Origin of the sequence: Ancylobacter rudongensis (assembly GCF_900100155.1) — a bacterium.
Lineage (GTDB): Bacteria > Pseudomonadota > Alphaproteobacteria > Rhizobiales > Xanthobacteraceae > Ancylobacter > Ancylobacter rudongensis.
Genome location: NZ_FMTP01000005.1, coordinates 1 through 23,648 on the forward strand (window position 1 = coordinate 1; position 23,648 = coordinate 23,648).

The following is a 23,648-nucleotide window of genomic DNA, read 5'->3' on the forward strand; positions in this document are numbered from 1 at the left end:
TGGAGAACGAGCTGTTCTTCCGCGACAACACGATGATGCTGTTCGCCGACGCCAAGAAGATGGTCGAGGACATTGTGAAGAACCTCAACCATTGAGGGGGCGGATCGGGCCAATCGGCCCGATCGTCCTCCTGATCGAACCGGGTTCGACCCCTCGCAGCGCAGAAAGGCCGGGCCAACGCCCGGCTTTTTTGTCTTTCCGCACCAGCGGCCTGCGGGCTTAACCGGCTGTCAACCAAGAGCGGCTAGCGTCTGCCCATGACGCGCGGCGTATCCTGGTTTTTCGTAGCCCCGCTCGTCCTCCTGGGGCTCTCCGGCTGCAAGTTCGGGCTGTATGAACAGCGCGAACCCTGGCGCTCGGAGGCCGAGGAACGGTGTCTGGCGGAGGGCCGGGTCAAGCCCTCCGCCTTCATCGTCGCGGATCGGGCGATCAACGGCGCCGGCACCTGCGGCATGGACCATGCCTTCCGCATCACGGCTTTCTCCGAGGGATCTGTTGAGGTTAGCCCGCGCGCGACGCTGGCTTGCCCGATGACCTCGGCCGTCGACCAATGGGTGACGCAGGACGTGCAGCCCGCCGCCATGGCCTGGTTCGGCCAGCCGGTGGTGAAGATGAAGCAGATGTCGTCCTATTCCTGCCGGCGGATGAACGGCGCGAAGACGGGCAAGATCTCCGAGCACGCCTTCGGCAACGGTCTCGACATTGCCGGCTTCGTGTTGGCCAACGGGCGCGAGATTTCGGTCAAGAAGGACTGGAAGGGCAGCGCCGATGCGCGCGGATTCCTGCGCACCGTGCAGGCCGATGCGTGCGAGCGGTTCAGCGTCGTGCTGGCGCCCGGCTCGAACATCTACCACTACGATCATATCCACATCGACCTGATGCGCCGCGCCTCCGGAAATTCCACCTGTAAGCCTCTGGCGCAGCGACCGATTCCGCCGCGCCTGCCGGTCTACAAGGCGCCGGCCTACAAGGCTCCACCCTATGGCGCCGCGTGGCAGGGCGGACCGATCTCCGCGGTGCCCGGTGCCGCCGAGCCGGTGGAGAATTACGGGCCGGAAGGCGCCGAGCAGGAGGGGTATGACGTCGAGGCCAGCGCATCCGCGCCTCTCGCTCCAGCGCCTCTTGCGCCGTCCCGCCCGGCGGTCGCGCGGACGGTGCCGGCTTCCGCCTATCCGGCGGCGCCCGCTCCTGTCTATCCTGCGGCTTCGGCCTATCCGGCGACGGGGCGCGTCCCCATGGGGGGTGTGGGTGAGCCGATGGTGCTGACACCGCCGGCGGTCGATCCCTACGCCAATGGCGGCTACGCACCGGATCCTACCCCCGGCGCGCCGGCCCCACAGGGATATCCCGCTCGGACCTACCCGGCGCAGGCCTATCCGCCCGCCGCGCCACCGGCCCCGGCCGCACCGGCCCGGACGCGGCCGCCCGGTCTCCTGCCGCCCGGCAGCATCCCGCTGGCGAAATGGCTGGGGCTCGACACGACACCCACAACGTCGACCGGCAATGTCCGCTCCTTCACCACCGAGCGCGAGTTCGCCAGCCCAATTCCCGGCGTGGGCGCCGAGGCGGGTACGGACTGAACCTTAGCGGACGTCAGTCGAGCAGCGTGTCGAGGCCGCGCTTCACCCCGACCCAGCCCTGCACCTTGCGGGCAGCGAGCAGCGTGCCAGCGACATAGGGAGCGGCCGAGGAGCCGGCGTCGTGGCGGATCGTCAACCGCTCGTCCGGGGCGCCGAAAATCGCCTCCACCCCCAGTACGAAGGACGGCAGGCGTAGCGCGCGCACCCGCACCTCGCGCGCTCCCTCGCCAAAGGCGCCGCCGCGTGTCTCGGGCACGCCGACCACCTCGGCAACAGGGCGCGAGGTCGCTGGTTGGCGGACGCCGGCCAGGGCCTCGGCGAGTTCGCGGCCGGTGCCGGAAGGGGCATCCGGCTTTCCGGCAGAGGCGTAGTCGATGAGTTCGACATCGGCGACATATTTCGCCGCCTCCAGCGTGAAGCGCTTGAGCAAAGTGGCGGTGATGGAGAAATTGCCGGCCGCCAGCAGGCCGGCTTCATGCGCCCGCGCCACCTCGTCGAGTTCGGCATAGTCGGCGGCACCCAGCCCCGATGTGCCGATGACCACGGCGAGCCCGGCTTCCAGCGCCGCGCGGGCATTGGCCTTCACCACGCCGGGCTTGGTGTAGTCGATCAGTACGTCGGCAGGAACGGCGAGAGCTTCGGTCACGCTGGCGAAGACCGGGACCCCGCTCGCTGCGCCGCCGAGCGCGATGCCCAAGTCCTTGCCGGCCTGCGAGCGGGCGACGGCGGCGACCAGTTCGAGATCCGGTGCGGCGGCAATGGCGGGCGCGAGGGCGCGGCCGACCCAGCCGGTGGCGCCGGCGAGGAGGATGCGGATCGCCATGGCGGGGCTCCTTGGTTCCTGACGGAGAGCGTAGCCGTAGCAAGCCCCGGGGACGGCGCCAATTGGCGCGCGGGGTAAATGGGTGCCAGCCGGCCTATAAGCCGGGTTTTGTATGGCGGGATTTCTCCCACGTGACGGCCATTCCTCTGGGACGCCAATTGCTTGGCGCCTCAAGCAGTCAACCCGGGCGGCTGTCCGAAGACGGGACCTGAAGCGAAGCTTCGTGCCACCCCTATACGACTTTGCTCCCGGTGGGGTTTGCCGTGCCGCCTCCGTTGCCGGACGCGCGGTGCGCTCTTACCGCACCGTTTCACCCTTACCGCGGGCGAACCCGTGGCGGTCTGATTTCTGTGGCACTTTCCCTAGGGTCGCCCCCGCCGGACGTTATCCGGCACCGTGTCTCCGTGGAGCCCGGACTTTCCTCGGCATCTTGCGATGACGCGGCCGTCCGGCCGGCTGGCGGCGCAGCAATGGGCGAGGCGCGTGGCCGCGTCAAGTGCGGGGAGGGCGGATGGACCGCCGGGCGCAGCAGCGGCTGGGGACGACGCGGTTCGTGGCCCCTGCCGCAGGTGCACGCCGAGAGGTCGTGTCAATTCGAGGCCATGATGGTGCGGGCCTTGCTGCAATAGCTGCGCGCCGCCGAGGACATGCGCTTGGCGCCATGCCCGCCCTGATAGCGCATCACGGTGCCACAGGTGTCGCCGCCGGCGAGGCGATAGGCGCCGGCGAGATAGCGCATGCCCCAGCGGATGTTGGTGGCGGGTTCATAGAGCTTCGCACGGGAGCCCTTATAGCCAACTCCGCGCGCGGTCTGGTGCTTGATCTGCATGAGCCCGACCTCGCCGGCGCGGCCGGTGACGTTGGGTTTCCAGTTGCTCTCGATGCGCACCACGGCGCGGGCGAGGGCGACCGGGATGCCATTGGCACGGGCTTCGCGGTCGACCAGCGCGACCAATTTATCTTCGACGGCAGAAACGTTTAATTCAGAAATGCCAGGGGAATTGGACGTGGGGCGCTCGAATATTGATTTTGCGTTGACGAAATTCGTTGAACAGGTGATGAATATAGCGGCGGTGAGGGAAGCAGATAGGAGATTGGAAACGTTCATTACGCGGCGAAGGCCTTTTCATCCGGTTGCGACGGCCGGGAAAAGCCAATAAAATCTGTTGCGAATGTGACGTTTAACGCACGAGTGGGGCCGCAATCGAAACGTGCCTCAGCCGCAACCGGGCATCAATACCGTGCAATGTGGTGCAATCGCAGCGAACGTGAACGATGCTTGCGCCAAAGGGGCGACACGCGCAGCATCCTGTCGCGCTGCGCAAATATTATAGCCATGCCGCTATTTCAGGCGGAATCGGAGGTGGTCTCGGCCCCGTCGCCGCTCGCCGCCGGACGGGCGGCGCAGAGTGCGTAGAGCGTCGCCAGCGTCGAGACATCAGCGACGCCGTCAATCCGGGCGCGGCGAAAATGGCGCTGGAAGGCCCGGACAACAGCCTCTGTTGTTTCGCAGAACGTCCCGTTTACCGGCACGCCATAGCCATAGAAGGCGAGCATGGCCTGCAGCGCCTCTATCGGCTGGCCATGCTCGCCGCGCATGAAAAAGCGCCCGTCGCTCGGCGGTGCTTCCTCCACCAGATGGCCGACGCCGAAGCGGTGCAGCACCTCCCAGGGGAATTTCTCGCCCGGGTCGTTCTTGCGCAGGGGCGCGACGTCGGAATGGGCGAGCACCCGATCGGGCGGGATCGGCTGGCGCGAGAGAATGTCCTTGGCCAGCGCGGTGACGGCCTCGACCTGGATGGCGGGGAAGGGCGGGTAGCCGAAATCATGCCCGGGATTGGCGATCTCGATGCCGATGGAATGCGAATTGATGTCGGTGGCCCCGGCCCAGAAGCCGGCCCCCGCATGCCAGGCGCGGCGAGCTTCGGGCACCAGCTGCAGGATGCGGCCATTCTCCAGCACGACATAATGCGCGGAGACCTGCCGCTCGGGTGCTCGAAGCCAGTCGACCGCCTCGGTGGTCGATTCCATGCCCGTATAGTGCAGCAGCAGCATGTTCGGCCGGGCGACGCCGAGGCGCGGGCCATGGTTCGGCGAGGGCAGCACCTGCGCAACCAGCGGCGAGTCGGGCGGAAAGGGGGCGTCGGTGTCGCTCATCGCGCAGCAGCTAATCCCGACACGCGGGTGATTCAACAGATTCTTAAGGTTCATGGGGCGTTAATCGCGAGATGCCGATCGCGGCGGAATCACCCTTGTGAACCCTTCACAGGAGGTGGATTCGCAACGGTCATTCCATTGACGCCCATCGTGTCCCATGGTATCCCAAATCATCCCGTTGCAGTACCGCGTAAGCAATGCCGATGGCGCCTTTCCGGCGCCTGTCGTCCGGCATTTTTTGCGGGTTGCGGACGCCGCTGCGGGGCGTGTTTACGTAGGGGCGTACCGAGCCGATGGAACGTTTCGTATCGACCTATCCGATGCGGCTCGATTCCAAGGGCCGGATGTCGATCCCGGCGCCGTACCGCGCGCTTCTCGCGCGGGACGGGCTGGAACATCTGTACTGCCATCCGGCACTCGATCGTCCCGCCCTGCAGGCGGGGGGCGTGCAATTGATGGCGGGGATCGACGCCCTGATCGCGCGCTATCCGCCCTTTTCGGATGCGCGGGAGGAACTGGCGGGCGCGCTCTACGGGGCGATCGAGATGGTGAAACTCGATCCGGAGGGCCGCGTGATGCTTGGCGAGGGGCTCAAGGCCCATGCGCACATCAAGGACGAGGCCGTGCTTGTCGGCCTCGGGGATCATTTTCGAATCTGGGAGCCCGATCGCTTCCGGGCGCATCTGGCGGAGGCCACTGCCAAAGTGCGCGCGCTGAAGCAGGAGATCGGCTCTCAGGGGGCGACGCGGGATTCCCGCGCCGATGGGGCATGATGGCGGGTCGCGGCGGTTCGGAGACGGACGCTGCCGGCGGACCGGCCCGTCATCTGCCTGTCCTGCTGACCGAGGTTCTCGACTATCTCGCCCCGCAGCCGGGCGGCGTCTATGTCGACGGCACCTTCGGCGCCGGCGGCTACACGCGCGCCATTCTCGATGCGGCGGACTGCCGTGCGATCGCCATTGACCGTGATCCCAACGCCATCCGCGACGGGCAGGCACTTGTTGCCGAATTCGGCGGGCGGCTGACGCTGGTGCCCGAGCGCTTCAGCGCGCTCGACGCGGTGGCGCAGGCGGCCGGTGAAACGCTGGTCGATGGCGTCGTGCTTGATATCGGCGTGTCCTCCATGCAGATCGATGAGGGCGAGCGCGGCTTTTCCTTCCGTCGGGACGGGCCGCTCGACATGCGGATGTCGCAGGACGGGCCCTCCGCCGCCGACCTTGTGGCGAAGCTCTCCGAGACTGAACTGGCCAATCTCGTCTATCGCTTCGGCGAGGAGCGCCATTCCCGTGCCGTCGCCAAGGCCATCCTCGCGGCGCGGGCCGAGGCGCCGATCGAGCGCACGCTGCAGCTCGCCGATATTGTCGCCAAGGTGGTATGGGCCAAGCCGCACGAACCCCATCCCTCCACCCGCACCTTCCAGGCGCTGCGTATCGCGGTGAATGATGAACTGGGTGAACTCGCCCGCGCGCTCGCGGCCGCCGAGCGCATCCTCAAGCCTGGCGGGCGGCTGGTCGTAGTGACCTTCCACTCGCTGGAGGACCGCATCGTCAAGAACTTCCTTGCCAACCGCTCCAAGGTCGCCTCCGGCTCGCGCCATCTGCCGGCCGTGGCCGGCGCGGCGCCGAGCTTTACGCTGCTGGCGCGTGGTGCGGTGGAGGCCGGCGAGGAGGAGCGCGCCGCCAATCCCCGGGCGCGCTCGGCCAAGCTGCGCGCGGCCGCCCGCACCACGGCGCCGGCCCATCCCTATGGCGATCTCGGATCGCTGCTGCCGCCTCTGCCCGTCCTTGACGCCCACCGCCGCCGCTGAGGTCGAGACATGTTCCGCATCTTCAATGCCGTCTCGGTCATCGCGCTGCTCGCCGCCGCCGGCACGGTCTACCATGTCAAGTATTCCTCTGCCTTCGAGGCGCAGGAAATCTCGAAGCTGCGGACGGAAATCCGCAGCGAGCGTGACCGCATCGCCATTCTGCATGCCGAATGGGCCCGCCGTACCGCGCCCGATCGCGTCCAGGCGCTGGCGGAACGGCATCTCGACATGCGGCCGCTCGATGTCGCCCATATGGACCGGCTCGCCAGCCTTCCCGCCAAGCCGGATGCGGGCGGCGACGGGCTGAGCGGCATGATCGAGGCGCTGGTGGACGGCCCGTCATTGAACCCGCCGGCGCCGGAAGCCGCCGCGCCCAAGCCGGCCAAGCCGGCGCGCACCACTCCGGTCGCTCGGCTCCCCGACGACGCACCGCTGCCCGAGCAGCCTTTCTCCGCCGAACCCCTGCCGCTCTCGGCCATGCCGCCGGCCGGCACCATGGGCACGCCGCGCCGCAGCCCCACCGGGCCGCAGGGCGTTCTCGGCGCGCCGCTCAATCCAGCAGCGGCCGCGCCACTGCTTCCCCCCGGCGATGTCGGCCAGTAATCCCGAGGTGGCACCATGACCCGCATGCCCAAGATTTCCGCCGCCCCGATGGGCCAACGCCTGCTGCGCCTGCCCAGAAGCCTTCTGCGCGGCCTGCTCGCCATTGTGCGCGCCGCCTTTGGGCGCGGCCGGCCTGAAGCCCATGCGGTGGCGCGGGCGCGCATCGTGCTATGCATGCTGGTATTCGCCGGGGCCTATCTTGCCATTGCCGGCCGCCTCGCCGTTCTCGCCTCGGCGCCCGAGGGTGCGGTGGCGCGCCGGATTGTGTCCACCGATGCGGTGGCTTCGGCACGGCCGGACATTGTCGATCGCAACGGGTTGGTACTGGCCACCGATGTGAAGTCGGCCTCGCTCTATGGCGAGCCGCGCCGGCTGATCGATGTCGACGAGGCGGTAGAGGCGCTCACCGCGGTGCTGCCCGATCTCGACGCCAACGAACTGCGTCAGCGGCTCTCCACCGATCGCGGCTTCATCTGGCTTCGGCGCGATATCACTCCGCAGCAGCAGCGCGAGATCCACAATCTCGGCCTGCCCGGCATCGGCTTCATGACCGAGAACCGCCGCGTCTATCCCGGCGGCACGCTCGGGGCGCACGTGCTCGGCTCCACCAATATCGACAACCAGGGCATTGCCGGCATCGAGAAATGGGTCGACACCCGCGGCCTGGCCGACCTGCACCTCGCCGGCTTCGCCTCAGACCGGCAACAAGAGCCGGTAGAACTGGCGCTCGATCTGCGCGTCCAGCACGTGCTGCGCGACGAGCTCTTCGCGGCCAAGGAGAAGTTCAAGGCCATCGCCGCCGCCGGCACGGTGGTCGATGTGCGCACCGGCGAGATCGTCGCCATGGCCTCGCTGCCGGATTTCGACGCCAACGACCCCGCCCGCTCGCTCGATCCGAAGAACCTCAACCGCCTGACCACCGGCGTGTTCGAAATGGGCTCGACCTTCAAGGCGCTGACCTTCGCCATGGCGCTGGACAGCGGCCGCTACACCATCAACTCGACGCTGGATGCGCGTGGGGCGCTGAGCTTCGGTCGGTTCCGGATCAGCGACTACCACGCCGAGAACCGCGTGCTGACGCTCCCCGAAGTGTTCCTGTTCTCGTCCAATATCGGTACGGCCAAGATGGCTCTGTCGCTGGGCGTCGACGCGCACAAGGCGTTTCTGGCCAAGACGGGGCAGCTTGATCGCCTGCGCACCGAGCTGCCCGAGAGCGCCATGCCGATCGTGCCCAAGCGCTGGGGCGAGGTGAACACCGCCACCATCGCCTTCGGCCACGGCCTAGCGGTGGCGCCGTTGCAGGCGGTGATGGCGGTGAACGCTCTGGTGAATGGCGGCTACCTCATTCCCCCGACCTTTCTCAAGCGTTCGCGCGAGGAAGCGCTGGCGGCCGGCACGCCGGTAATCAGCCCGAAGACGAGCGCCCAGATGCGCTATCTGCTGCGCCTCAACGCCGAGAAGGGTTCGGCCAAGAAGGTCAACGTTCCCGGCTTCTATGCCGGCGGCAAGACCGGCACGGCGGAGAAGGTGATCAATGGGCGCTACTCGAAGACCAAGCTGCTCACCACCTTCACCGGCGTCTTCCCGATGGACAACCCGCAATACCTCGTACTGGTGATGCTGGACGAGCCGCAGGCGGTCGAGGGAACCTATGGCTATGCCACGGCCGGCTGGAACGCCGCGCCAACGACAGGCAAGATCATTTCCCGCATCGGGCCGATGCTCGGAATCATGCCGCGCACGGACGTGCCGCCGGCCGAAAGCCTGCTCGCCAACACCACGCTGGCGCGCGCGCAGTGATGTGAAAGAGCGCCGGGTGCGGCGCGCAGGACGACGCCAATGCCTGATCGGATGCGACCCACCGTCGACTGCGCCCGTCGCCTCACATTGAGGGGCCTGATCGGCGAGGATGCCGACTATGCCGGCGCCGAGCCCGAGCTTGCCGTCGGCGAGCCCTCGCTCGACAGCCGCAGCGTGCGGGCGGGCGACGTGTTCTTCGCGCTCTCCGGGGCGAAGACAGACGGTCTCGTTCATGCGGTTGACGCCATAGGGCGCGGTGCTGTTGCTGTGGTGGCCGAGGCTGAGCGGCCCAGCTGGCTCGACCCCGCCATCTCTTACGTGCGCGTCGGCAATGCGCGACGCGCGGTGGCGCTGGCCGCCGCGCGGGCGTTTCCGCGCCAGCCCGAAACCATTGCCGCCGTCACCGGCACCTCGGGCAAGACGTCGGTTGCTGCCTTCACCCGTCAGATCTGGCAGGGCCTCGGCTTTTCCGCCGCCAGCCTCGGTACGCTTGGCGTTGTGGCGCCCTCGGGCGCTGTTTATGGCACGCTGACCACGCCCGACCCGATCGAGTTGCACCGTACCCTGCACGCGCTGGCCGAGCAGGGAGTGACGCATCTGTGCCTGGAGGCCTCCTCGCACGGGCTGGACCAGCACCGTCTCGACGGGGTGCGGTTGAAGGCAGGCGGTTTCACCAATCTCTCGCGCGACCATCTCGACTATCACCCTGACATGGAGGCGTATCTCGACGCCAAGATGCGGCTGTTCCGCGATCTCGTGCCGCGTGGCGGAGGGGCGGCGGTGTGGATCGATACCACCGAAGGCAGCCATGTCGCACAGATGGCGGCCGAGCATGAGCTGAACGTGCTCGGCATCGGCGTCGCCGGGGCAGGCATCGCGCTGCTGGCGCGCGCCGATGAGGGGCTCGGGCAGCGCCTGGAGGTCGAGATCAAAGGCCGACGCCAGACATTGACACTCCCGCTCGTCGGCGCCTTCCAGGCCTGCAACGCGCTGGTCGCCGCCGGCCTCGTCCTGCTCACCGGCTCCCCGGCGGGCGAGGTGCTGCCGCTGCTGGAGACGCTGGATGGGGTTCCCGGCCGGCTGGAACTCGTCGGCACCAGGGACGGCGCCGGCGTGTTCGTCGACTATGCCCACAAGCCCGACGCGCTCGCCAACGCGCTCGATGCGCTGCGCCCCTATGCGAGTGGGCGGCTGATCGTCGTCTTCGGCTGCGGCGGCGACCGCGACCGTGGCAAGCGCCCGATCATGGGGGCGATCGCGGCCGCGAAGGCCGACATCGTCATCGTCACCGACGACAATCCGCGCGGCGAGGACCCTGCTTCCATCCGTGCCGCCATCCTCGCCAGTGCCGCCGGGGCGCGCGAGATCGGCGACCGCGCGGAGGCGATCGCTGCCGCCATTACCCTGGCCGGGCCGGGGGATGTGGTGCTGATCGCCGGCAAGGGTCACGAAACCGGCCAGATTATCGGCGACCGAACATTGCCATTCTCCGACCGCGACGTCGCGGCCGGCCTTCTCGGGAGATGACCGCATGGGTTTGGCCGCCGCTTCGCCGCTTTGGGCCCCGGACGCGCTCGCGTTGGCGACCGGCGGCACGCTGACGGGCCCGCCCGCCGGCGCCATTGGCGGCATTTCCATCGACACCCGTACCTTGCAGCCGGGCGACGTCTTCTTTGCCATTCGCGGCGAGAACAGTGACGGCCACGCCTATGTGGCGACCGCCCATGAGCGCGGCGCGGCGCTTAGCGTGGTGGAGCGCGGGCGCGTCGGCGAGATGCCGGACGGTGCGGGCCTGCTGGCCGTGGATGATGTGCTCGGCGCGCTGGAGGCCACGGGCCGCGCCGCCCGTGCCCGCACCAGTGCCCGCATCATCGGCGTCACCGGCTCGGTCGGAAAGACCACGACCAAGGAGGCGCTGGCGCTGGCGCTTGGCGCGGATGGCCCGACCCATGCCTCGGCGGCCTCCTACAATAATCACTGGGGCGTGCCGCTCTCGCTCGCCCGCATGCCGGAGGCGAGTGCCTATGGCGTGTTCGAGCTGGGCATGAACCATGCCGGCGAGATTACCCCGCTGGTGGCCATGGTCCGCCCGCATGTGGCCATCATCACCACTATCGAGCCGGTGCACATCGCCCAATTCGACAGCGTCGAGGCCATCGCCGACGCCAAGGCCGAGATCTTCACCGGTGTCGAGCCGGGCGGAGCTGCGGTGCTCAACCGTGACAACCCGCATTTCGAGCGGCTCGCGGCGGCGGCACGGGCAGCGGGCATCACTACCATCATCGGCTTCGGCGAGTCGGAGGGGGCCGATGCCCGGCTTTCCTGCGTCAAGCTCAAGCCCGACATGTCGACGGCCATTGCCGATATCATGGGTGAGAGCGTCAGCTTCAAGGTCGGGCTTCCGGGGCGCCATATCGTGCAGAACGCGCTCGCCGTGCTCGCTGCCGCCAAACTGGCGGGGGCGGATTTGTGCCTAGCGGCGCTCGCGCTGTCGGCGCTCGGTCCGCCGCCGGGTCGCGGCGTGCGGACGGTACTGGCGGTAAAGGGCGGCGAGGCTCTCCTTATCGACGAGAGCTACAACGCCAACACCGCCTCGATGCGCGCCGCGCTGGCCGTGCTCGGCACGACGCCGGCGGCCGGGCGCGGGCGGCGGATTGCGGTGCTCGGCGACATGCTGGAACTGGGGAGCGCGGGGGAGGCGATGCACCGCGAACTGGCCCCGGCGACTGCTTGTGCCGATCTCATCTTCTGCGCCGGCCCGCTGATGCGGGCGCTGTGGGAGGCACTGCCCGAGAGCCGCCGGGGCGCCTGGGCGCCGGATTCGGCCGCGCTGCTGCCGCTGGTGGCGGAGCGGCTGCGTGGCGGCGACGTGATCATGGTCAAGGGCTCCAATGGCAGCCGCATGGGCCCATTGGTGCGCGCCCTGGCCGAGCGTTTTCCCGCCGCACGCCTTGCGGAAGCGGCGGAAACGTCGGAATGAGCCGCGCCGGTCACTTCTTCCCGATTCCGGGCAAGCCCTGCCGCCCGCAGCGGCGCGCCGGCCTGTCGCCCTGCCCACCCGAAGGTTGATCCTCCATGCTGCAATGGCTCGCCGAATTCCAGGGAAGCGTCCCGGCGGTTAACGTCTTCCGCTACATCACCTTCCGCACCGGCGGGGCGATCATCACCGCGCTGCTCTTCGTCTTCATGTTCGGCCCGGCCATCATCGCCATGCTGCGGCTGAAGCAGGGAAAGGGCCAGCCGATCCGCACCGACGGGCCGCAGTCGCACTTGCTGACCAAGAAGGGCACGCCCACCATGGGCGGGCTGATGATCTTCTCCGGGCTCATGGTGGCGACCCTGCTGTGGGGCAACCTGTCCAATCCCTATGTCTGGGTGGTGCTTTTCGTCACCATCGGCTTCGGGCTCATCGGCTTCTATGACGACTATCTGAAGGTGACGAAGCAGACCCACAACGGCCTGTCCGGTCGGACGCGCCTCGCCATCGAAGCGCTGATCGCGGGCACTGCGGCCGTGGTGATCATGCATGTGGGGCGGGATCCGCTGTCCTCCTCGCTGGCCTTCCCGTTCTTCAAGGACCTTCTGCTCGATCTCGGCTGGTTCTTCGTGATCCTCGGCGCCTTCGTCATCGTCGGCGCCGGCAATGCGGTGAACCTGACCGACGGCCTCGACGGCCTCGCCATCGTCCCAGTCATGGTGGCCGCTGCCAGCTTCGGGATGATCTCCTATCTCTCCGGCAACGTGCTGTTCGCCGACTATCTGCAAATCCACTACGTCGCCGGCGTCGGCGAACTGGCGGTGATCTGCGGGGCCATCATCGGGGCCGGCATCGGCTTCCTGTGGTTCAACGCTCCGCCGGCGCAGATCTTCATGGGCGACACCGGCTCGCTGGCGCTGGGCGGCCTGCTCGGCACCATCGCGGTGGCCACCAAGCACGAGATCGTGCTGGCGGTGATCGGCGGCCTGTTCGTGCTGGAGGCGGTGTCGGTCATCGTGCAGGTCGCCTCGTTCAAGCTCACCGGCAAGCGCGTGTTCAAGATGGCGCCAATCCACCACCATTTCGAGCAGAAGGGCTGGACCGAGCCGCAGATCGTCATCCGCTTCTGGATCATTGCCGTTGTGCTAGCGCTGATCGGGCTGTCGACGCTGAAGCTGCGCTGAGCTTCCCTCCCGGGCCGAACTAGCCTCGGCGAAAACTGAACGCGGGTTGGCGCCTGTCCACCGCCCGCCAGCGTCGCGTAATCGGCCTTTTTCCTCCGGAGCCCGGCGGAGCAGGGCATGGCGGCGCCAGTCATGTGGACGCGGTGCCGGAGTGGCAGATAGAGCGTCGACGGGACATTCCACAGCCCCGGCTCCGCCGCTCTTTCATATGGTGCGGGCCCTGCGAAGCGACGCTCGGGTGTGACCTTTCGGGCCTGTGGATGGCGGGATGTGCGTCGAGGCGCGACATTTGATTAAATGAGGCTCACCGGTTTCGTCTCGATACGGCTCCGTCACGGTTGTGGCGTAGAAGGAGCACCAAATGTTCAAGCCCTTTATTATCAATCCGCCTGTCTTTTTCGGGTCGGTTGGCGTCATTTTCGTGTTTCTCGCCATTGGCATCATCATGCCGGAACAGGCCAGCGCGATATTTGGCACGCTGCAGGCAAAGATACTTGCGGGGTTTGGCTGGCTTTACCTGCTGTCGGTCGGGATTTTCCTCGCCTCGGTCCTGTTGCTGTGTCTGGGAAGGTTCGGCGGGCTCAAATTGGGACCGGACGATTCCACGCCGGATTTCCGCTTCTCGTCCTGGATCGCCATGCTGTTCGCGGCGGGCATGGGTATCGGCTTGATGTTTTACGCCGTGGGCGAGCCGATAACTCACTTCATGCAGCCTCCCACCGCCGAACCGCGTTCGATCGCGGCGATGCGCGAGGCGATGTCCGTGACGTTCTTCCACTGGGGGATTCACGCCTGGGCGATCTATGCCGTCGTCGGCCTCTCGCTGGCCTATTTCGGCTATCGCTACAATCTGCCCCTGACCATCCGTTCCGGCCTCTATCCGCTTCTGAAAGAGCGCATCAACGGGCCGATCGGCCACGCCGTCGATATTTTCGCCATCGTCGGCACCATGTTCGGCATCGCCACCTCGCTCGGCCTTGGCGTCAGCCAGATCAATGCGGGGCTGAACTACCTGACCGGCCTACCCATCGAGCCCTGGGTACAGTTGGCGCTGATCGCTGTCATTACCGGCTTGGCCACGGCTTCGGTGGTCACGGGCCTCGACAAGGGCGTACGGATTCTCTCCGAGATCAATCTCGTCGTTGCCATCCTGCTGATGCTGTTTGTTCTGGTCGTCGGCCCGACCGCGATGCTGTTCCGTGACTTCGTGCAGAATATCGGGCTCTATCTCGACACCCTCGTGCTCCGCACCTTCAACATCTATGCCTATGAACCGACGCCGTGGATCGATGGCTGGACACTGTTCTACTGGGCGTGGTGGATCTCCTGGTCGCCCTTCGTCGGCATGTTCATTGCCCGCATCTCCCGCGGGCGCACGGTGCGCGAGTTCGTGGTCGCGGTGCTGTTCATCCCCGCCGGCTTCACCTTTTTCTGGATGACCGTCTTCGGCAACACAGCAATCTTCATCGACACCGGCATTGCCGCCGGCGATCTCGGCAAGGCGGTGGCGGCGGATGTCTCGGTCGGGCTGTTCCGGTTCTTCGAATACCTGCCGCTCCCTGTTGTCACCTCAACCCTCGCCATCATCCTGATCGCGGTATTCTTCGTCACCTCGTCCGATTCCGGCTCGCTCGTTGTCGACTCCATCGCCGCCGGCGGCGAGACGCAGACCACCACCGGCCAGCGCGTGTTCTGGTGTGTGCTCGAAGGAACGGTGGCGGCCTGCCTGCTGCTGGCAGGCGGGCTGGGGGCGCTCCAATCGGCCACCATCGCGAGCGCGCTGCCTTTCACCTTCGTTATGCTGGCGCTGGTCTGGGCGCTGTTTAAGGGCATGCGGGCAGACATTGCCCAGCAGCGGGTGCATGCCGCCCAGTCGTTCTCCGTGCCCAGCGCACCAGCTTCCGGTGTCACCTGGCAGCGGCGGCTCGCCCTGATTCTCCATGCGCCGACCGAGCGCGAGGTGGCACATTTCATCGGTGGTGAAGTGCGTCCCGCCCTCGAGCAGGTTGCGCAGGAGTTGAGCAGCCGAGGCCGTGTCGCGCAGGTCCACGAAGAGGAAAACGGTGCCGTGGCGCTGCGCTCGCCGGCGGAGAACGTGCGCGACTTCGTCTATGGCGTCAGCGCCGTCGCGCACCGCCTGCCGACCTTTATGGCGGCGGGGGCCGGGAAGCCCGAATATCGCTACGAGGCGCGGACCTACTTCTCCAGCGGCGGGCGCGGCTATGACGTGATGGGGATGGCGCGCGACCAGCTCATCACCGACGTGCTGGTTCAGTTCGAGCGCTATCTCAACCTCGTGGATCTGCCCGAGACGCAACTCGTGCATGCCGCGCCCGGGCACGAGCGCGACGGCTAGCGCCCGCGGGCCCGGGCGCGGCGGATCGGGCTGCCGTCTCCCGGACCACCTTTGACAAACCGGCGCGTACTGAGCGCGCTGGGCTTGCGGCGAGCATCGCCACCGCTCAGGGCAGTGCCAGCACCTTCTTCACATTGTTGGCGTGGACCGCTTCATAGGGCGCGAAATAGCTGAGCGTGCCCGAGGCGAGGTCGCCGGCGATGAAGGTGGACAGGTCCTGGTCGGCCAGCGCCATGTCGATGCGGGTGTGCAGCAGTTTGTTCAGATAGCGGATGGTGGCATCGATCAGTTCGGGGCCATAACCGCCGGCGGCGATCACATCAGGCGCGCCATGATTGGGCAGGATGCGGGCATAGCCCCATTCCCGGATGCGCTTGAGCTCCTCGACATGGACTGGCAAGCGCTCGGGCTCGCCGACATAGGTGATCGGCTCCTCCAGCGTGTCGCCGGCCAGCATGAGGCCGAGCTCGGGCAGTAGCAGGATCAGCCCGTCATGGCTGTGAATCTCCGCCGGCTCCAGCTTCACGGTGAGACGACCGACGGCGAGTTCGGTCGGGCCGGTGATGATCTTGTTGGGCATGACAAGCGGGAAGATCGGCGGGTCGCCATTCTCCAGTGCCACCCGGTTGGCGGCGAGCGTCCGCTCGGTGCGGTCCAGCGCGATGATCTCGTCGGTGGCGAAAACGGCATTGCCGGCGACATGGTCGTCATGCCAGTGGCTGAGCACCACGCGGAAGGAGGTGATGCCGGCCTCTTCCAGCGTCCGGCGCATGAACTGCGCGTGCGGGATCGAGATATGGGTGTCGTAGAGCAGCGCCTCGCTCCCATCCACCACTGCATAGACGCAGACGCCGAGTGCATAGGCCCCGTCGTCCAGCCAGTTCGGCGCCGGCGAATGCGCCCGCGCCCCGTCGATCCGCCCATCGTAGAAGGCGTAGATGTTGGGATGCGGTCGCAGGACCCGCATCGTCGAGCCGAGGGGAAGCAGGGCGGGGGCGGACATGGCAAGCTCTCAGGCTGGGGGGCGGAAATGCTGTCGTGTCGAGCGTCGATCATTTCATCGGTGGGCGAAATGCGCTAGCGAGAGGCGCCCGCCCAGCCCTTTCCCGGGTGCCGTTTCCAAGGTTGCTCGCCATGATTCCCGTTTCCTCCCTGAAGGACCGCGCCGTCGCCCTGTTCGGGCTCGGCGGGTCGGGCCTCGCCACCGCGCGGGCGCTCCTCGCCGGCGGGGCTGCTGTGACGGCATGGGATGATTCGCCCGCCTCGGTGGAAAAAGCAGCGGCTGAGGGCATCCCGACCGGCGACCTTAGCGCGGCCGACTGGTCCGGCTTTGCCGCACTGGTGCTGGCGCCGGGGGTACCACTCACCCATCCCGAGCCGCACTGGACGGTGAGGAGGGCGCAGGAGGCCGGGGTGGAGATCATCGGCGACATCGAACTGTTCTGCCGCGAGCGGCGGCGCGCCGTGCGCCGGCCGGCGTTTGCCGCGATCACCGGCACCAATGGCAAGTCCACCACGACGGCGCTGCTGGCTCATCTCCTCAAGGTCGGCGGGCGCGACGTGCAGATCGGCGGCAATTTCGGCCCGGCGATTCTCGGCCTCGAACCGCCCAAAGCCGGCCGCGTCTACGTGATCGAGTGCTCCTCCTACCAGATCGACCTTGCCCCCAGCCTCGATCCGGCGGTCGGCCTCCTGCTGAACCTGTCACCCGATCACATCGACCGGCATGGCTCGATGGAGAACTATGCGGCGGTGAAGGAACGGCTGATCGCTGGCGTCGAAGCTGGCGGCACGGCGGTGGTGGGTGTCGATGACGAGTGGTCGTGTGCCGTTGCGGAGCGGGCCGAGGCGGCAGGCAAGAACGTCGTGCGAATCTCGGTGCGAGAGGCGCTCGATGACGGCGTCTTTCTCGACGGCACCGACCTCGCCGTGGCGGAAAAGGGCGTGCGGGTGTTTACCCTGAAGCTGGCCGGCATCGGCTCGCTGCGCGGCGCTCACAACGCGCAGAACGCCGCCGCCGCCTTCGCGGCCGCCCGGGCGCTGGGGCTCGCGCCGGAGGTGATCGCCGCCGGCATGGCGAGTTTCCCCGGCCTCGCGCACCGGATGGAGCAGGTGCGTACCCTCGGCAAGGTGTTGTTCGTCAATGATTCCAAGGCGACGAATGCCGATGCGGCCGAGCGGGCGCTGACCTCGTTCGACGACATTTTCTGGATCGCCGGCGGCAAGCCGAAGGAAGGCGGTATCGAGCCGCTGCGGCCCTTCTTTCCGCGCGTGCGTAAGGCCTACCTGATCGGCGTCGCCGCCGAGGCTTTCGCCGGCACGCTGGGCGAGGCGGTGCCGTTCGAGATGTGCGGGACGCTCGACATTGCGGTGGCGCGCGCCGGAGACGACGCGGCGTCGTCGGGGCTTGCGCATCCGGTGGTGCTGCTGTCACCCGCCTGCGCCAGCTTCGACCAGTACCGCAATTTCGAGGTGCGCGGCGATGCCTTCCGCGATCTCGTCAATGCGCTGCCGGTTGTCTGAGCAAGCGCGCCGGCATTAAGCGGGCGTCAACCTTAACCGTCCGATACTCCGGGAACCTGTTTCCCGGAGTGGCGTACATGATATCGCGTGCCGAAAGGACGGTCGTCGGCGAGTGGTGGTGGACCATAGACCGGCTGCTGCTCGGCGCTCTCGCCGCCTTGATGATCATTGGCATCGTGCTGGCGCTGGCGGCGAGCCCGCCGGTGGCGGCGCGCATCGGCATTCCCGACCCGTTCCACTTCGTGAACCGGCAGGTGATGTTCCTGGTGCCGGCGCTTATCATCCTGCTCGCCACCTCGTTCCTGTCGCCGCGCAACATCCGGCGCATCGCGCTGGTGCTGTTCCTGTTCTTCCTCGCCCTGGTCTGCGCCACGCTGGTGATCGGGCCGGAGGTGAAGGGGGCGCGGCGCTGGCTCAACATTGCCAGTGTCACCGTGCAGCCCTCTGAATTCCTCAAGCCCAGCTTCGTCATCATTGCCGCCTGGCTGTTCTCGGAGAGCGTGCGGCGGCCGGAAATGCCGGGCCAGTTCCTCGCCATCGGCCTGCTCGGCATGGTGGTGACGCCGCTGGTGATGCAGCCGGATTTCGGCCAGACCATGCTGGTGTCGCTGGTGTGGGGCGGCCTGTTCTTCCTGGCCGGGCTGCGCATTGTCTGGGTGGTGGGCCTCGCCGGAATCGGCGCGTCGGGCCTGTTCATCGCCTACAAGACGGTGCCGCATGTCACCCAGCGTATCGATCGCTTCATGAATCCGGATTCCGGCGACACCTACCAGATCGACCTGTCGATCAACTCCTTCCTCAATGGCGGCTGGCTGGGGCAGGGGCCGGGGGAGGGCAGCTTCAAGAAGGTGCTGCCGGACGGCCACACCGACTTCATCTTCGCGGTGGCGGGCGAGGAGTTCGGCGCCGTGCTGTGCCTGATGATTGCCGGCCTGTTCGCCTTCATTGTGCTGCGCGCGCTCTCCCGGGCGCTGAACGACGAAGACCCGTTCGTGCGCTTCGCCACCGCCGGCCTCGCTATGCTGTTCGGGTTGCAGTCCTGCATTAACATGATGGTCAACCTGCACATGATGCCGGCTAAGGGCATGACGCTGCCCTTCGTCTCCTATGGCGGCTCCTCGCTACTGTCGCTGGCCTATGGCATGGGCATGCTGCTCGCCCTGACACGCCGTCGCCCGCGCACCGCGACGCTGGCTGAGCTGGAACGGCTCGGCACACGGCTTGGCGCGCCGATGCCGCGCCCGGCGTGAGGATCGACATGACCTCCGCGCCCCGTCCGCTCGTCATGCTCGCCGCCGGCGGCACTGGCGGCCATCTCTTCCCGGCCGAGGCGCTGGCCGGCGTGCTGGCCGCGCGCAGCATCGACGTCGATCTCGTCACCGATTCGCGCGCCGCCCGCTATGCCGGGCATTTTCCGGCGCGCCGGCTGCATGTGCTGCCGGCGGAGACGGTGCGCGGGCGCTCACCCGTCGCGCTGGCGCGCACCGCGCTGACGCTGGGGCTCGGCTTCGTGAAAGGCTTCCGCCTGATGCGCTCCATGAAGCCGGCCATCGTCGTCGGCTTCGGCGGCTATCCCACCCTGCCACCGATCCTCGCCGCCCATTATGCCGGCCTGCCGACGCTGATCCACGAGGCCAATGCGGTAATGGGGCGGGCGAACACGCTGCTCGCCGCCCGCGTCACCGCCATCGCCTCGGGCTATCCCGACATCTGCGCCGGCAGGCCCGCCCTCGCCGCCAAGGCGCACCACACCGGCAACCCCGTGCGCCCGGCGGTGATCGCCGCCGCTGCCATCCCCTTCGCGCCGCCGGAACCGGGCGGGCCGTTGCATCTGCTCGTGACCGGCGGCAGCCAGGGCGCGCGGGTGATGAGCGAGGTGGTGCCGGCGGGTGTCGCCTTGCTCGACCCAGCCCTGCGCGCGCGGCTGCGCCTCGTGCAGCAGGCGCGGCCGGAAGATGTCGATTCTGTGCGCGCCACCTATACCCGCCTCGGCGTCAGCGCGGAGGTCGCGCCGTTCTTTGCCGATTTACCGGCGCGCATCGCAGGGTCTCATCTCGTCATTTCCCGTTCGGGCGCGATGACGGTGGCGGAACTGGGCGTGATCGGCCGGCCCTCCATCCTCATCCCTCTGCCTGGGGCGCTGGACCAGGACCAGCTCGCCAACGCTACCGCACTGGCCAACGGTGGTGGGGCGGTGGTGATGCCGCAAAGCCACTTCACCCCCGAGAGCTTTGCCGCGGCGGTCGCCCGCCTCGCCAGCGAGCCCAGCCGGCTGGAGGCGATGGCCACCGCCGCCCGCGCCATGGGCCGCGCGGACGCGGCCGAGCGCCTCGCTGCGCTCGTGCTCGAAATCGGTAAGATCCATGTCTAGAACCGCGCGCGGCGCCAGCGCCCAAGTTTCCCCGACCAAAGGCCCGGTGACGGGGGCGGCGCGCTCGTCTATTCCTGCGCGCCGGCTAAGCACGCCCGCCGCGCGCGCGGGCGGAAGGAAGATCGTATGAAGCTCCCGCTCTCTCTCGGCCCCATCCATTTTGTCGGCATTGGCGGCATCGGCATGAGCGGCATCGCCGAAGTGCTGCACAATCTCGGCTACACGGTGCAGGGCTCCGACGTCGCCGAGAGCGCTAATGTGAAGCGCCTCGCCGAAAAGGGCATCAAGGTGCTGATCGGCCATGCGGCCGCGAACATCGACGGCGCCGAGGTGCTGGTGGTGTCCACCGCGATCCGCCGCGACAATCCTGAGCTCGTCGCCGCCCGCGCCAAGCGCCTGCCGGTGGTGCGCCGGGCGGAGATGTTGGCCGAGCTGATGCGGCTGAAGAGCTGCGTCGCCATCGCCGGCACCCATGGCAAGACCACCACGACCTCGCTGGTCGCCACCCTGCTCGACGCCGGCGGCTTCGACCCGACCGTGATCAACGGCGGCATCATCAACGCCTATGGCACCAATGCGCGCCTGGGCGATGGCGAATGGATGGTGGTGGAGGCGGACGAGAGCGACGGCACCTTCCTCAAGCTGCCGGTCGAGGTGGCCATCGTCACCAATATCGACCCCGAGCATCTCGACCACTTCAAGACCTTCGAGGCGGTGCAGGCGGCGTTCCGCAGCTTCATCGACAACCTGCCCTTCTATGGCTTCGCCGTCATGTGCACCGATCATCCGGTGGTGCAGGACCTCGTCGGCCATGTCGAGGACCGGCGGGTCATCACCTATGGCGAGAACCCGCAGGCGGATGTGCGGATCGTCGATGTCGACCTGCGCGGCGGGCTGTGCCGCTTCGGTGTGCTGTTCCGCGACCGTACAGGAGCGGTGGTGCACGAATTGCGCGACCTCGTCCTGCCGATGCCGGGCAAGCACAATGCGCTGAACGCCACCGCCGCCATCGCGGTTGCTCATGAGCTGGGCGCCAGCGATGAGCAGATTCGCAGCGCTTTGGCCGGTTTCGGCGGGGTGAAGCGGCGCTTCACCCGCACCGGCGAGGTGGATGGCGTCACCATATTCGACGATTACGGCCACCACCCGGTGGAGATTTCCGCCGTGCTGCGCGCCGCCCGCGCTTCCACCGAGGGACAGGTGATCGCCGTCGTGCAGCCGCATCGCTATACGCGGCTGCAGTCGCTGTTCGACCAGTTCGCCACCTGCTTCAACGACGCCGACCATGTGATCGTCGCCGATGTCTACGCCGCGGGCGAGCCGCCGATCCCCGGCATTGACCGCGACCATCTGGTCGAGGCGCTGCGCGCGCGCGGCCACCGCTCGGTGGCGGCGCTGAAGGGGCCGGAGGCGCTGGCCGGGCTGGTCAAGGGGCTGATGAAGCCGGGCGACTATGTCGTGTGCCTTGGCGCCGGCAACATCACCCAATGGGCTTATGCGCTGCCCGAGCAGCTCGGCGGGGAGCCGGCGGCGTGACCTTTCCCGACCTTACGTCCGAGATCGCCGCCCGTCTGCCGGATCTGCGCGGGCGGCTGATCGCCAACCAGTCCCTGGCCGAACTGACCTGGTTCCGCGTCGGCGGCCCGGCGCAGCTGCTGTTCACCCCCGCCGACGAGGACGACCTCGCCAGCTTCCTCGCCGGCCTGCCGGCCGAGATCCCGGTGACGGTGATCGGCCTCGGCTCCAACCTCATCGTGCGCGACGGCGGCTTGCCGGGCGTGGTGGTGCGGCTGGGGCGCGGCTTCGGCGAGATCGCGATCGAGGAAGAGCACCGGCTGCGCGTCGGCGCGGCGGTGCCGGACGTGAAGCTGGCCCGCGCGGCGGCGGAAGCGGGGATTGACGGGCTGGCCTTCTATCGCGGCATTCCCGGCGGGATTGGCGGGGCGTTGCGGATGAATGCCGGGGCGCATGGCGGGGAGACGAAGGACGCGCTGATCGAGGCGCGCGGCGTCGATCGTGCGGGCACGATTCGCTGCTTTGCCAACGCCGATTTCGGCTTCAGCTATCGGCATTCGCAGGCGCCCGCCGACATGATCTTTACCAGCGCGCTGTTTCAGGGGCGGCCGGGCGAGAGCGCAGCGATCCTCGCCGAGATGGACCGAATCACCGCGGCGCGGGAGGCCAGCCAGCCGATTCGCGAGAAGACCGGCGGCTCCACCTTCAAGAACCCGCCGGGCCAGAAAGCTTGGCAGCTGATCGACGCGGCCGGCTGCCGGGGTCTGACCCGTGGCGGCGCGCAGATGTCGACGCTGCACTGCAATTTCCTGATCAACACCGGCGGCGCCACCGCCGCCGACATCGAGGGGCTCGGCGAAGAGGTTCGCCGGCGCGTGAAGGACCAGTCCGGCGTCGAGCTGGAATGGGAGATCAAGCGTATCGGCCTTCCCGCCTGAGCGATGCGGCCTCATCGGCCGCCGAGGAGAAGACGATGGGCAAGCATGTCGCCGTCCTGATGGGCGGCTGGTCGCCGGAGCGGCAGGTGTCGCTGTGGTCGGGCGAAGCGTGCGCGAAGGCGGCGGAAAGCGTCGGCTACCGCGTCACCCGTGTCGATGTGGGGCGCGACATCGCGCAGGTGCTGAGCGCGCTCAAGCCCGACGTGGCGCTGAACGTGCTGCATGGCCGGCCGGGCGAGGACGGCACGATCCAGGGCATTCTGGAGGTCCTGCGCATTCCCTACACCCATTCCGGCGTGCTGGCCTCGGCGCTGGCCATGGACAAGACGCAGGCCAAGATCATCCTCGCCGCCCATGGCATCCCCGTGCCCGAGGGGCGCATGGTGTCGCGTGCCGAGGCCGCGCGCGAACATGTGCTGCCGCGCCCCTATGTGCTCAAGCCGAATACCGGGGGCTCCTCGGTCGGGGTGTTCATCGTCCGCGAGGACCAGGAGCACCCGCCACAGGAGCTGAATCGCGTCGACTGGGGATTCGGCGAGGACGTTCTCGCGGAGCGCTATATCCCCGGCCTGGAGCTGACCTGCGCCGTAATGGGCGATCACGCGCTCGGAGTCATCGAAATCCAGTCGGACCTAAAGTTCTACGATTACGAGGCAAAATACGCTCCGGGCGGATCCCGCCACATTCTGCCGGCCCAAATTTTACCGAATATTTACCAAAAGGCGCGGATGTTAGCGGTCAGGGCGCATCGCGCGCTCGGCTGTCGGGGCATCAGCAGGACGGACTTCCGCTACGACGACCAGGCCGGGGATGAATCCGGTCTTGTCTGTCTGGAGGTCAATACGCAGCCCGGAATGACCGAGACGTCGCTTGTGCCCGAATTGGCAGCCCATGAGGGCCATTCGTTCGGTGAGCTAGTACGATGGATGGTGGAGGACGCTTCGCTCGATCGCTGACCCCGCGGCAGACGCCGGCGGGCAAGCGGACCGGCGCGGCCACCGGCGATTCGACCCG

General features: G+C 67.7%; 20 protein-coding genes and 1 other RNA gene. 16 read left to right on the forward strand and 5 right to left on the reverse strand.

The window, feature by feature from the left end:
* Both BLO63_RS20975 and BLO63_RS13430 read left to right on the forward strand, forming a co-directional pair.
* Positions 1–95: NAD(P)(+) transhydrogenase (Re/Si-specific) subunit beta (locus tag BLO63_RS20975; RefSeq protein ID WP_143007076.1), on the forward strand; the 95-nt coding region annotated here is incomplete at its 5' end.
* A gap of 162 nt (positions 96–257) precedes the next feature.
* A complete protein-coding gene (locus tag BLO63_RS13430) occupies positions 258–1,580 on the forward strand; it encodes an extensin-like domain-containing protein (RefSeq protein WP_091441460.1) in 1,323 nt (440 codons plus the stop codon).
* A gap of 13 nt (positions 1,581–1,593) precedes the next feature.
* On the opposite strand, the gene dapB is transcribed toward BLO63_RS13430, so the two are convergent.
* From dapB to BLO63_RS13450, 4 genes are all read right to left on the reverse strand, one after another.
* A complete protein-coding gene (dapB, locus tag BLO63_RS13435; RefSeq protein WP_091441464.1) occupies positions 1,594–2,403 on the reverse strand; it encodes a 4-hydroxy-tetrahydrodipicolinate reductase in 810 nt (269 codons plus the stop codon).
* 81 nt (positions 2,404–2,484) lie between these two features.
* An RNA gene (gene rnpB, locus BLO63_RS13440) (RNase P RNA component class A) lies at positions 2,485–2,863 on the reverse strand.
* Between the two features lie 129 nt (positions 2,864–2,992).
* Positions 2,993–3,358, reverse strand: a complete 366-nt coding sequence (locus tag BLO63_RS13445) for a lytic transglycosylase domain-containing protein (RefSeq protein WP_244517869.1) — start codon at positions 3,356–3,358, stop codon at positions 2,993–2,995.
* Between the two features lie 392 nt (positions 3,359–3,750).
* Positions 3,751–4,560 carry an N-acetylmuramoyl-L-alanine amidase gene (locus BLO63_RS13450; RefSeq protein ID WP_091441467.1) on the reverse strand — a complete coding sequence of 270 codons (810 nt, stop codon included), beginning with the start codon at positions 4,558–4,560 and terminating at the stop codon, positions 3,751–3,753.
* Between the two features lie 293 nt (positions 4,561–4,853).
* Here BLO63_RS13450 and BLO63_RS13455 point away from each other — a divergent pair, with 293 nt between their 5' ends.
* The 8 genes from BLO63_RS13455 (at position 4,854) to BLO63_RS13490 (ending at position 15,287) form a co-directional block, all read left to right on the forward strand.
* Positions 4,854–5,333: a division/cell wall cluster transcriptional repressor MraZ gene (locus BLO63_RS13455; protein ID WP_091441470.1), complete on the forward strand. Its 480-nt coding sequence runs from the start codon at positions 4,854–4,856 to the stop codon at positions 5,331–5,333.
* Positions 5,330–6,367, forward strand: a complete 1,038-nt coding sequence (gene rsmH / locus BLO63_RS13460; RefSeq protein WP_205409333.1) for a 16S rRNA (cytosine(1402)-N(4))-methyltransferase RsmH — start codon at positions 5,330–5,332, stop codon at positions 6,365–6,367. The genes BLO63_RS13455 and rsmH overlap by 4 nt, the downstream gene beginning before the upstream one ends.
* Positions 6,368–6,376: 9 nt before the next feature.
* Positions 6,377–6,970 carry a cell division protein FtsL gene (ftsL, locus tag BLO63_RS13465; RefSeq protein WP_091441475.1) on the forward strand — a complete coding sequence of 198 codons (594 nt, stop codon included), beginning with the start codon at positions 6,377–6,379 and terminating at the stop codon, positions 6,968–6,970.
* 15 nt (positions 6,971–6,985) lie between these two features.
* Positions 6,986–8,770: a peptidoglycan D,D-transpeptidase FtsI family protein gene (locus BLO63_RS13470; RefSeq protein ID WP_091441478.1), complete on the forward strand. Its 1,785-nt coding sequence runs from the start codon at positions 6,986–6,988 to the stop codon at positions 8,768–8,770.
* A gap of 39 nt (positions 8,771–8,809) precedes the next feature.
* A complete protein-coding gene (locus tag BLO63_RS13475; protein WP_244517870.1) occupies positions 8,810–10,297 on the forward strand; it encodes a UDP-N-acetylmuramoyl-L-alanyl-D-glutamate--2,6-diaminopimelate ligase in 1,488 nt (495 codons plus the stop codon).
* A gap of 4 nt (positions 10,298–10,301) precedes the next feature.
* The gene (locus tag BLO63_RS13480; RefSeq protein WP_091441481.1) at positions 10,302–11,750 is read left to right on the forward strand and encodes a UDP-N-acetylmuramoylalanyl-D-glutamyl-2,6-diaminopimelate--D-alanyl-D-alanine ligase; all 1,449 of its coding nucleotides are present in this window, start codon (positions 10,302–10,304) and stop codon (positions 11,748–11,750) included.
* Between the two features lie 95 nt (positions 11,751–11,845).
* Positions 11,846–12,931, forward strand: coding sequence for a phospho-N-acetylmuramoyl-pentapeptide-transferase (mraY, locus tag BLO63_RS13485; protein ID WP_091441483.1), 1,086 nt, complete (start codon positions 11,846–11,848; stop codon positions 12,929–12,931).
* 361 nt (positions 12,932–13,292) lie between these two features.
* Positions 13,293–15,287: a BCCT family transporter gene (locus BLO63_RS13490; protein WP_091441485.1), complete on the forward strand. Its 1,995-nt coding sequence runs from the start codon at positions 13,293–13,295 to the stop codon at positions 15,285–15,287.
* Positions 15,288–15,393: 106 nt separating this feature from the next.
* Here BLO63_RS13490 and BLO63_RS13495 read toward each other — a convergent pair whose 3' ends face one another.
* Positions 15,394–16,290: an MBL fold metallo-hydrolase gene (locus tag BLO63_RS13495; RefSeq protein ID WP_091441488.1), complete on the reverse strand. Its 897-nt coding sequence runs from the start codon at positions 16,288–16,290 to the stop codon at positions 15,394–15,396.
* 131 nt (positions 16,291–16,421) lie between these two features.
* Between BLO63_RS13495 and murD the strand changes: the two genes are divergently transcribed.
* The 6 genes from murD to BLO63_RS13525 all read left to right on the forward strand — a co-directional run bounded on the left by murD (position 16,422) and on the right by BLO63_RS13525 (position 23,590).
* Complete coding sequence (murD, locus tag BLO63_RS13500) at positions 16,422–17,810, forward strand: UDP-N-acetylmuramoyl-L-alanine--D-glutamate ligase (protein WP_091442083.1); 1,389 nt, start codon at positions 16,422–16,424, stop codon at positions 17,808–17,810.
* 77 nt (positions 17,811–17,887) lie between these two features.
* Positions 17,888–19,060 carry a putative lipid II flippase FtsW gene (gene ftsW / locus BLO63_RS13505; protein WP_091441490.1) on the forward strand — a complete coding sequence of 391 codons (1,173 nt, stop codon included), beginning with the start codon at positions 17,888–17,890 and terminating at the stop codon, positions 19,058–19,060.
* Positions 19,061–19,068: 8 nt separating this feature from the next.
* Complete coding sequence (gene murG, locus BLO63_RS13510; RefSeq protein WP_244517871.1) at positions 19,069–20,181, forward strand: undecaprenyldiphospho-muramoylpentapeptide beta-N-acetylglucosaminyltransferase; 1,113 nt, start codon at positions 19,069–19,071, stop codon at positions 20,179–20,181.
* Positions 20,182–20,307: 126 nt separating this feature from the next.
* A complete protein-coding gene (gene murC, locus BLO63_RS13515; protein ID WP_091441492.1) occupies positions 20,308–21,717 on the forward strand; it encodes a UDP-N-acetylmuramate--L-alanine ligase in 1,410 nt (469 codons plus the stop codon).
* The gene (gene murB / locus BLO63_RS13520) at positions 21,714–22,634 is read left to right on the forward strand and encodes a UDP-N-acetylmuramate dehydrogenase (protein WP_091441494.1); all 921 of its coding nucleotides are present in this window, start codon (positions 21,714–21,716) and stop codon (positions 22,632–22,634) included. Before murC ends, murB begins: the two co-directional genes overlap by 4 nt.
* Before the next feature lie 35 nt (positions 22,635–22,669).
* Positions 22,670–23,590: a D-alanine--D-alanine ligase gene (locus BLO63_RS13525; protein WP_091441497.1), complete on the forward strand. Its 921-nt coding sequence runs from the start codon at positions 22,670–22,672 to the stop codon at positions 23,588–23,590.
* Positions 23,591–23,648 lie beyond the last annotated feature (58 nt).

Excerpts from the sequence above, each read along its gene's own strand:
- BLO63_RS13430 (WP_091441460.1), top strand. The coding sequence starts at position 258 with ATGACGCGCGGCGTATCCTGGTTTTTCGTAGCCCCGCTCGTCCTCCTG.
- dapB (WP_091441464.1), bottom strand. The coding sequence starts at position 2,403 with ATGGCGATCCGCATCCTCCTCGCCGGCGCCACCGGCTGGGTCGGCCGC.
- BLO63_RS13450 (WP_091441467.1), bottom strand. The coding sequence starts at position 4,560 with ATGAGCGACACCGACGCCCCCTTTCCGCCCGACTCGCCGCTGGTTGCG.
- BLO63_RS13455 (WP_091441470.1), top strand. The coding sequence starts at position 4,854 with ATGGAACGTTTCGTATCGACCTATCCGATGCGGCTCGATTCCAAGGGC.
- rsmH (WP_205409333.1), top strand. The coding sequence starts at position 5,330 with ATGATGGCGGGTCGCGGCGGTTCGGAGACGGACGCTGCCGGCGGACCG.
- ftsL (WP_091441475.1), top strand. The coding sequence starts at position 6,377 with ATGTTCCGCATCTTCAATGCCGTCTCGGTCATCGCGCTGCTCGCCGCC.
- BLO63_RS13470 (WP_091441478.1), top strand. The coding sequence starts at position 6,986 with ATGACCCGCATGCCCAAGATTTCCGCCGCCCCGATGGGCCAACGCCTG.
- BLO63_RS13475 (WP_244517870.1), top strand. The coding sequence starts at position 8,810 with ATGCCTGATCGGATGCGACCCACCGTCGACTGCGCCCGTCGCCTCACA.
- BLO63_RS13480 (WP_091441481.1), top strand. The coding sequence starts at position 10,302 with ATGGGTTTGGCCGCCGCTTCGCCGCTTTGGGCCCCGGACGCGCTCGCG.
- mraY (WP_091441483.1), top strand. The coding sequence starts at position 11,846 with ATGCTGCAATGGCTCGCCGAATTCCAGGGAAGCGTCCCGGCGGTTAAC.
- BLO63_RS13490 (WP_091441485.1), top strand. The coding sequence starts at position 13,293 with ATGTTCAAGCCCTTTATTATCAATCCGCCTGTCTTTTTCGGGTCGGTT.
- BLO63_RS13495 (WP_091441488.1), bottom strand. The coding sequence starts at position 16,290 with ATGTCCGCCCCCGCCCTGCTTCCCCTCGGCTCGACGATGCGGGTCCTG.
- murD (WP_091442083.1), top strand. The coding sequence starts at position 16,422 with ATGATTCCCGTTTCCTCCCTGAAGGACCGCGCCGTCGCCCTGTTCGGG.
- ftsW (WP_091441490.1), top strand. The coding sequence starts at position 17,888 with ATGATATCGCGTGCCGAAAGGACGGTCGTCGGCGAGTGGTGGTGGACC.
- murG (WP_244517871.1), top strand. The coding sequence starts at position 19,069 with ATGACCTCCGCGCCCCGTCCGCTCGTCATGCTCGCCGCCGGCGGCACT.
- murC (WP_091441492.1), top strand. The coding sequence starts at position 20,308 with ATGAAGCTCCCGCTCTCTCTCGGCCCCATCCATTTTGTCGGCATTGGC.
- BLO63_RS13525 (WP_091441497.1), top strand. The coding sequence starts at position 22,670 with ATGGGCAAGCATGTCGCCGTCCTGATGGGCGGCTGGTCGCCGGAGCGG.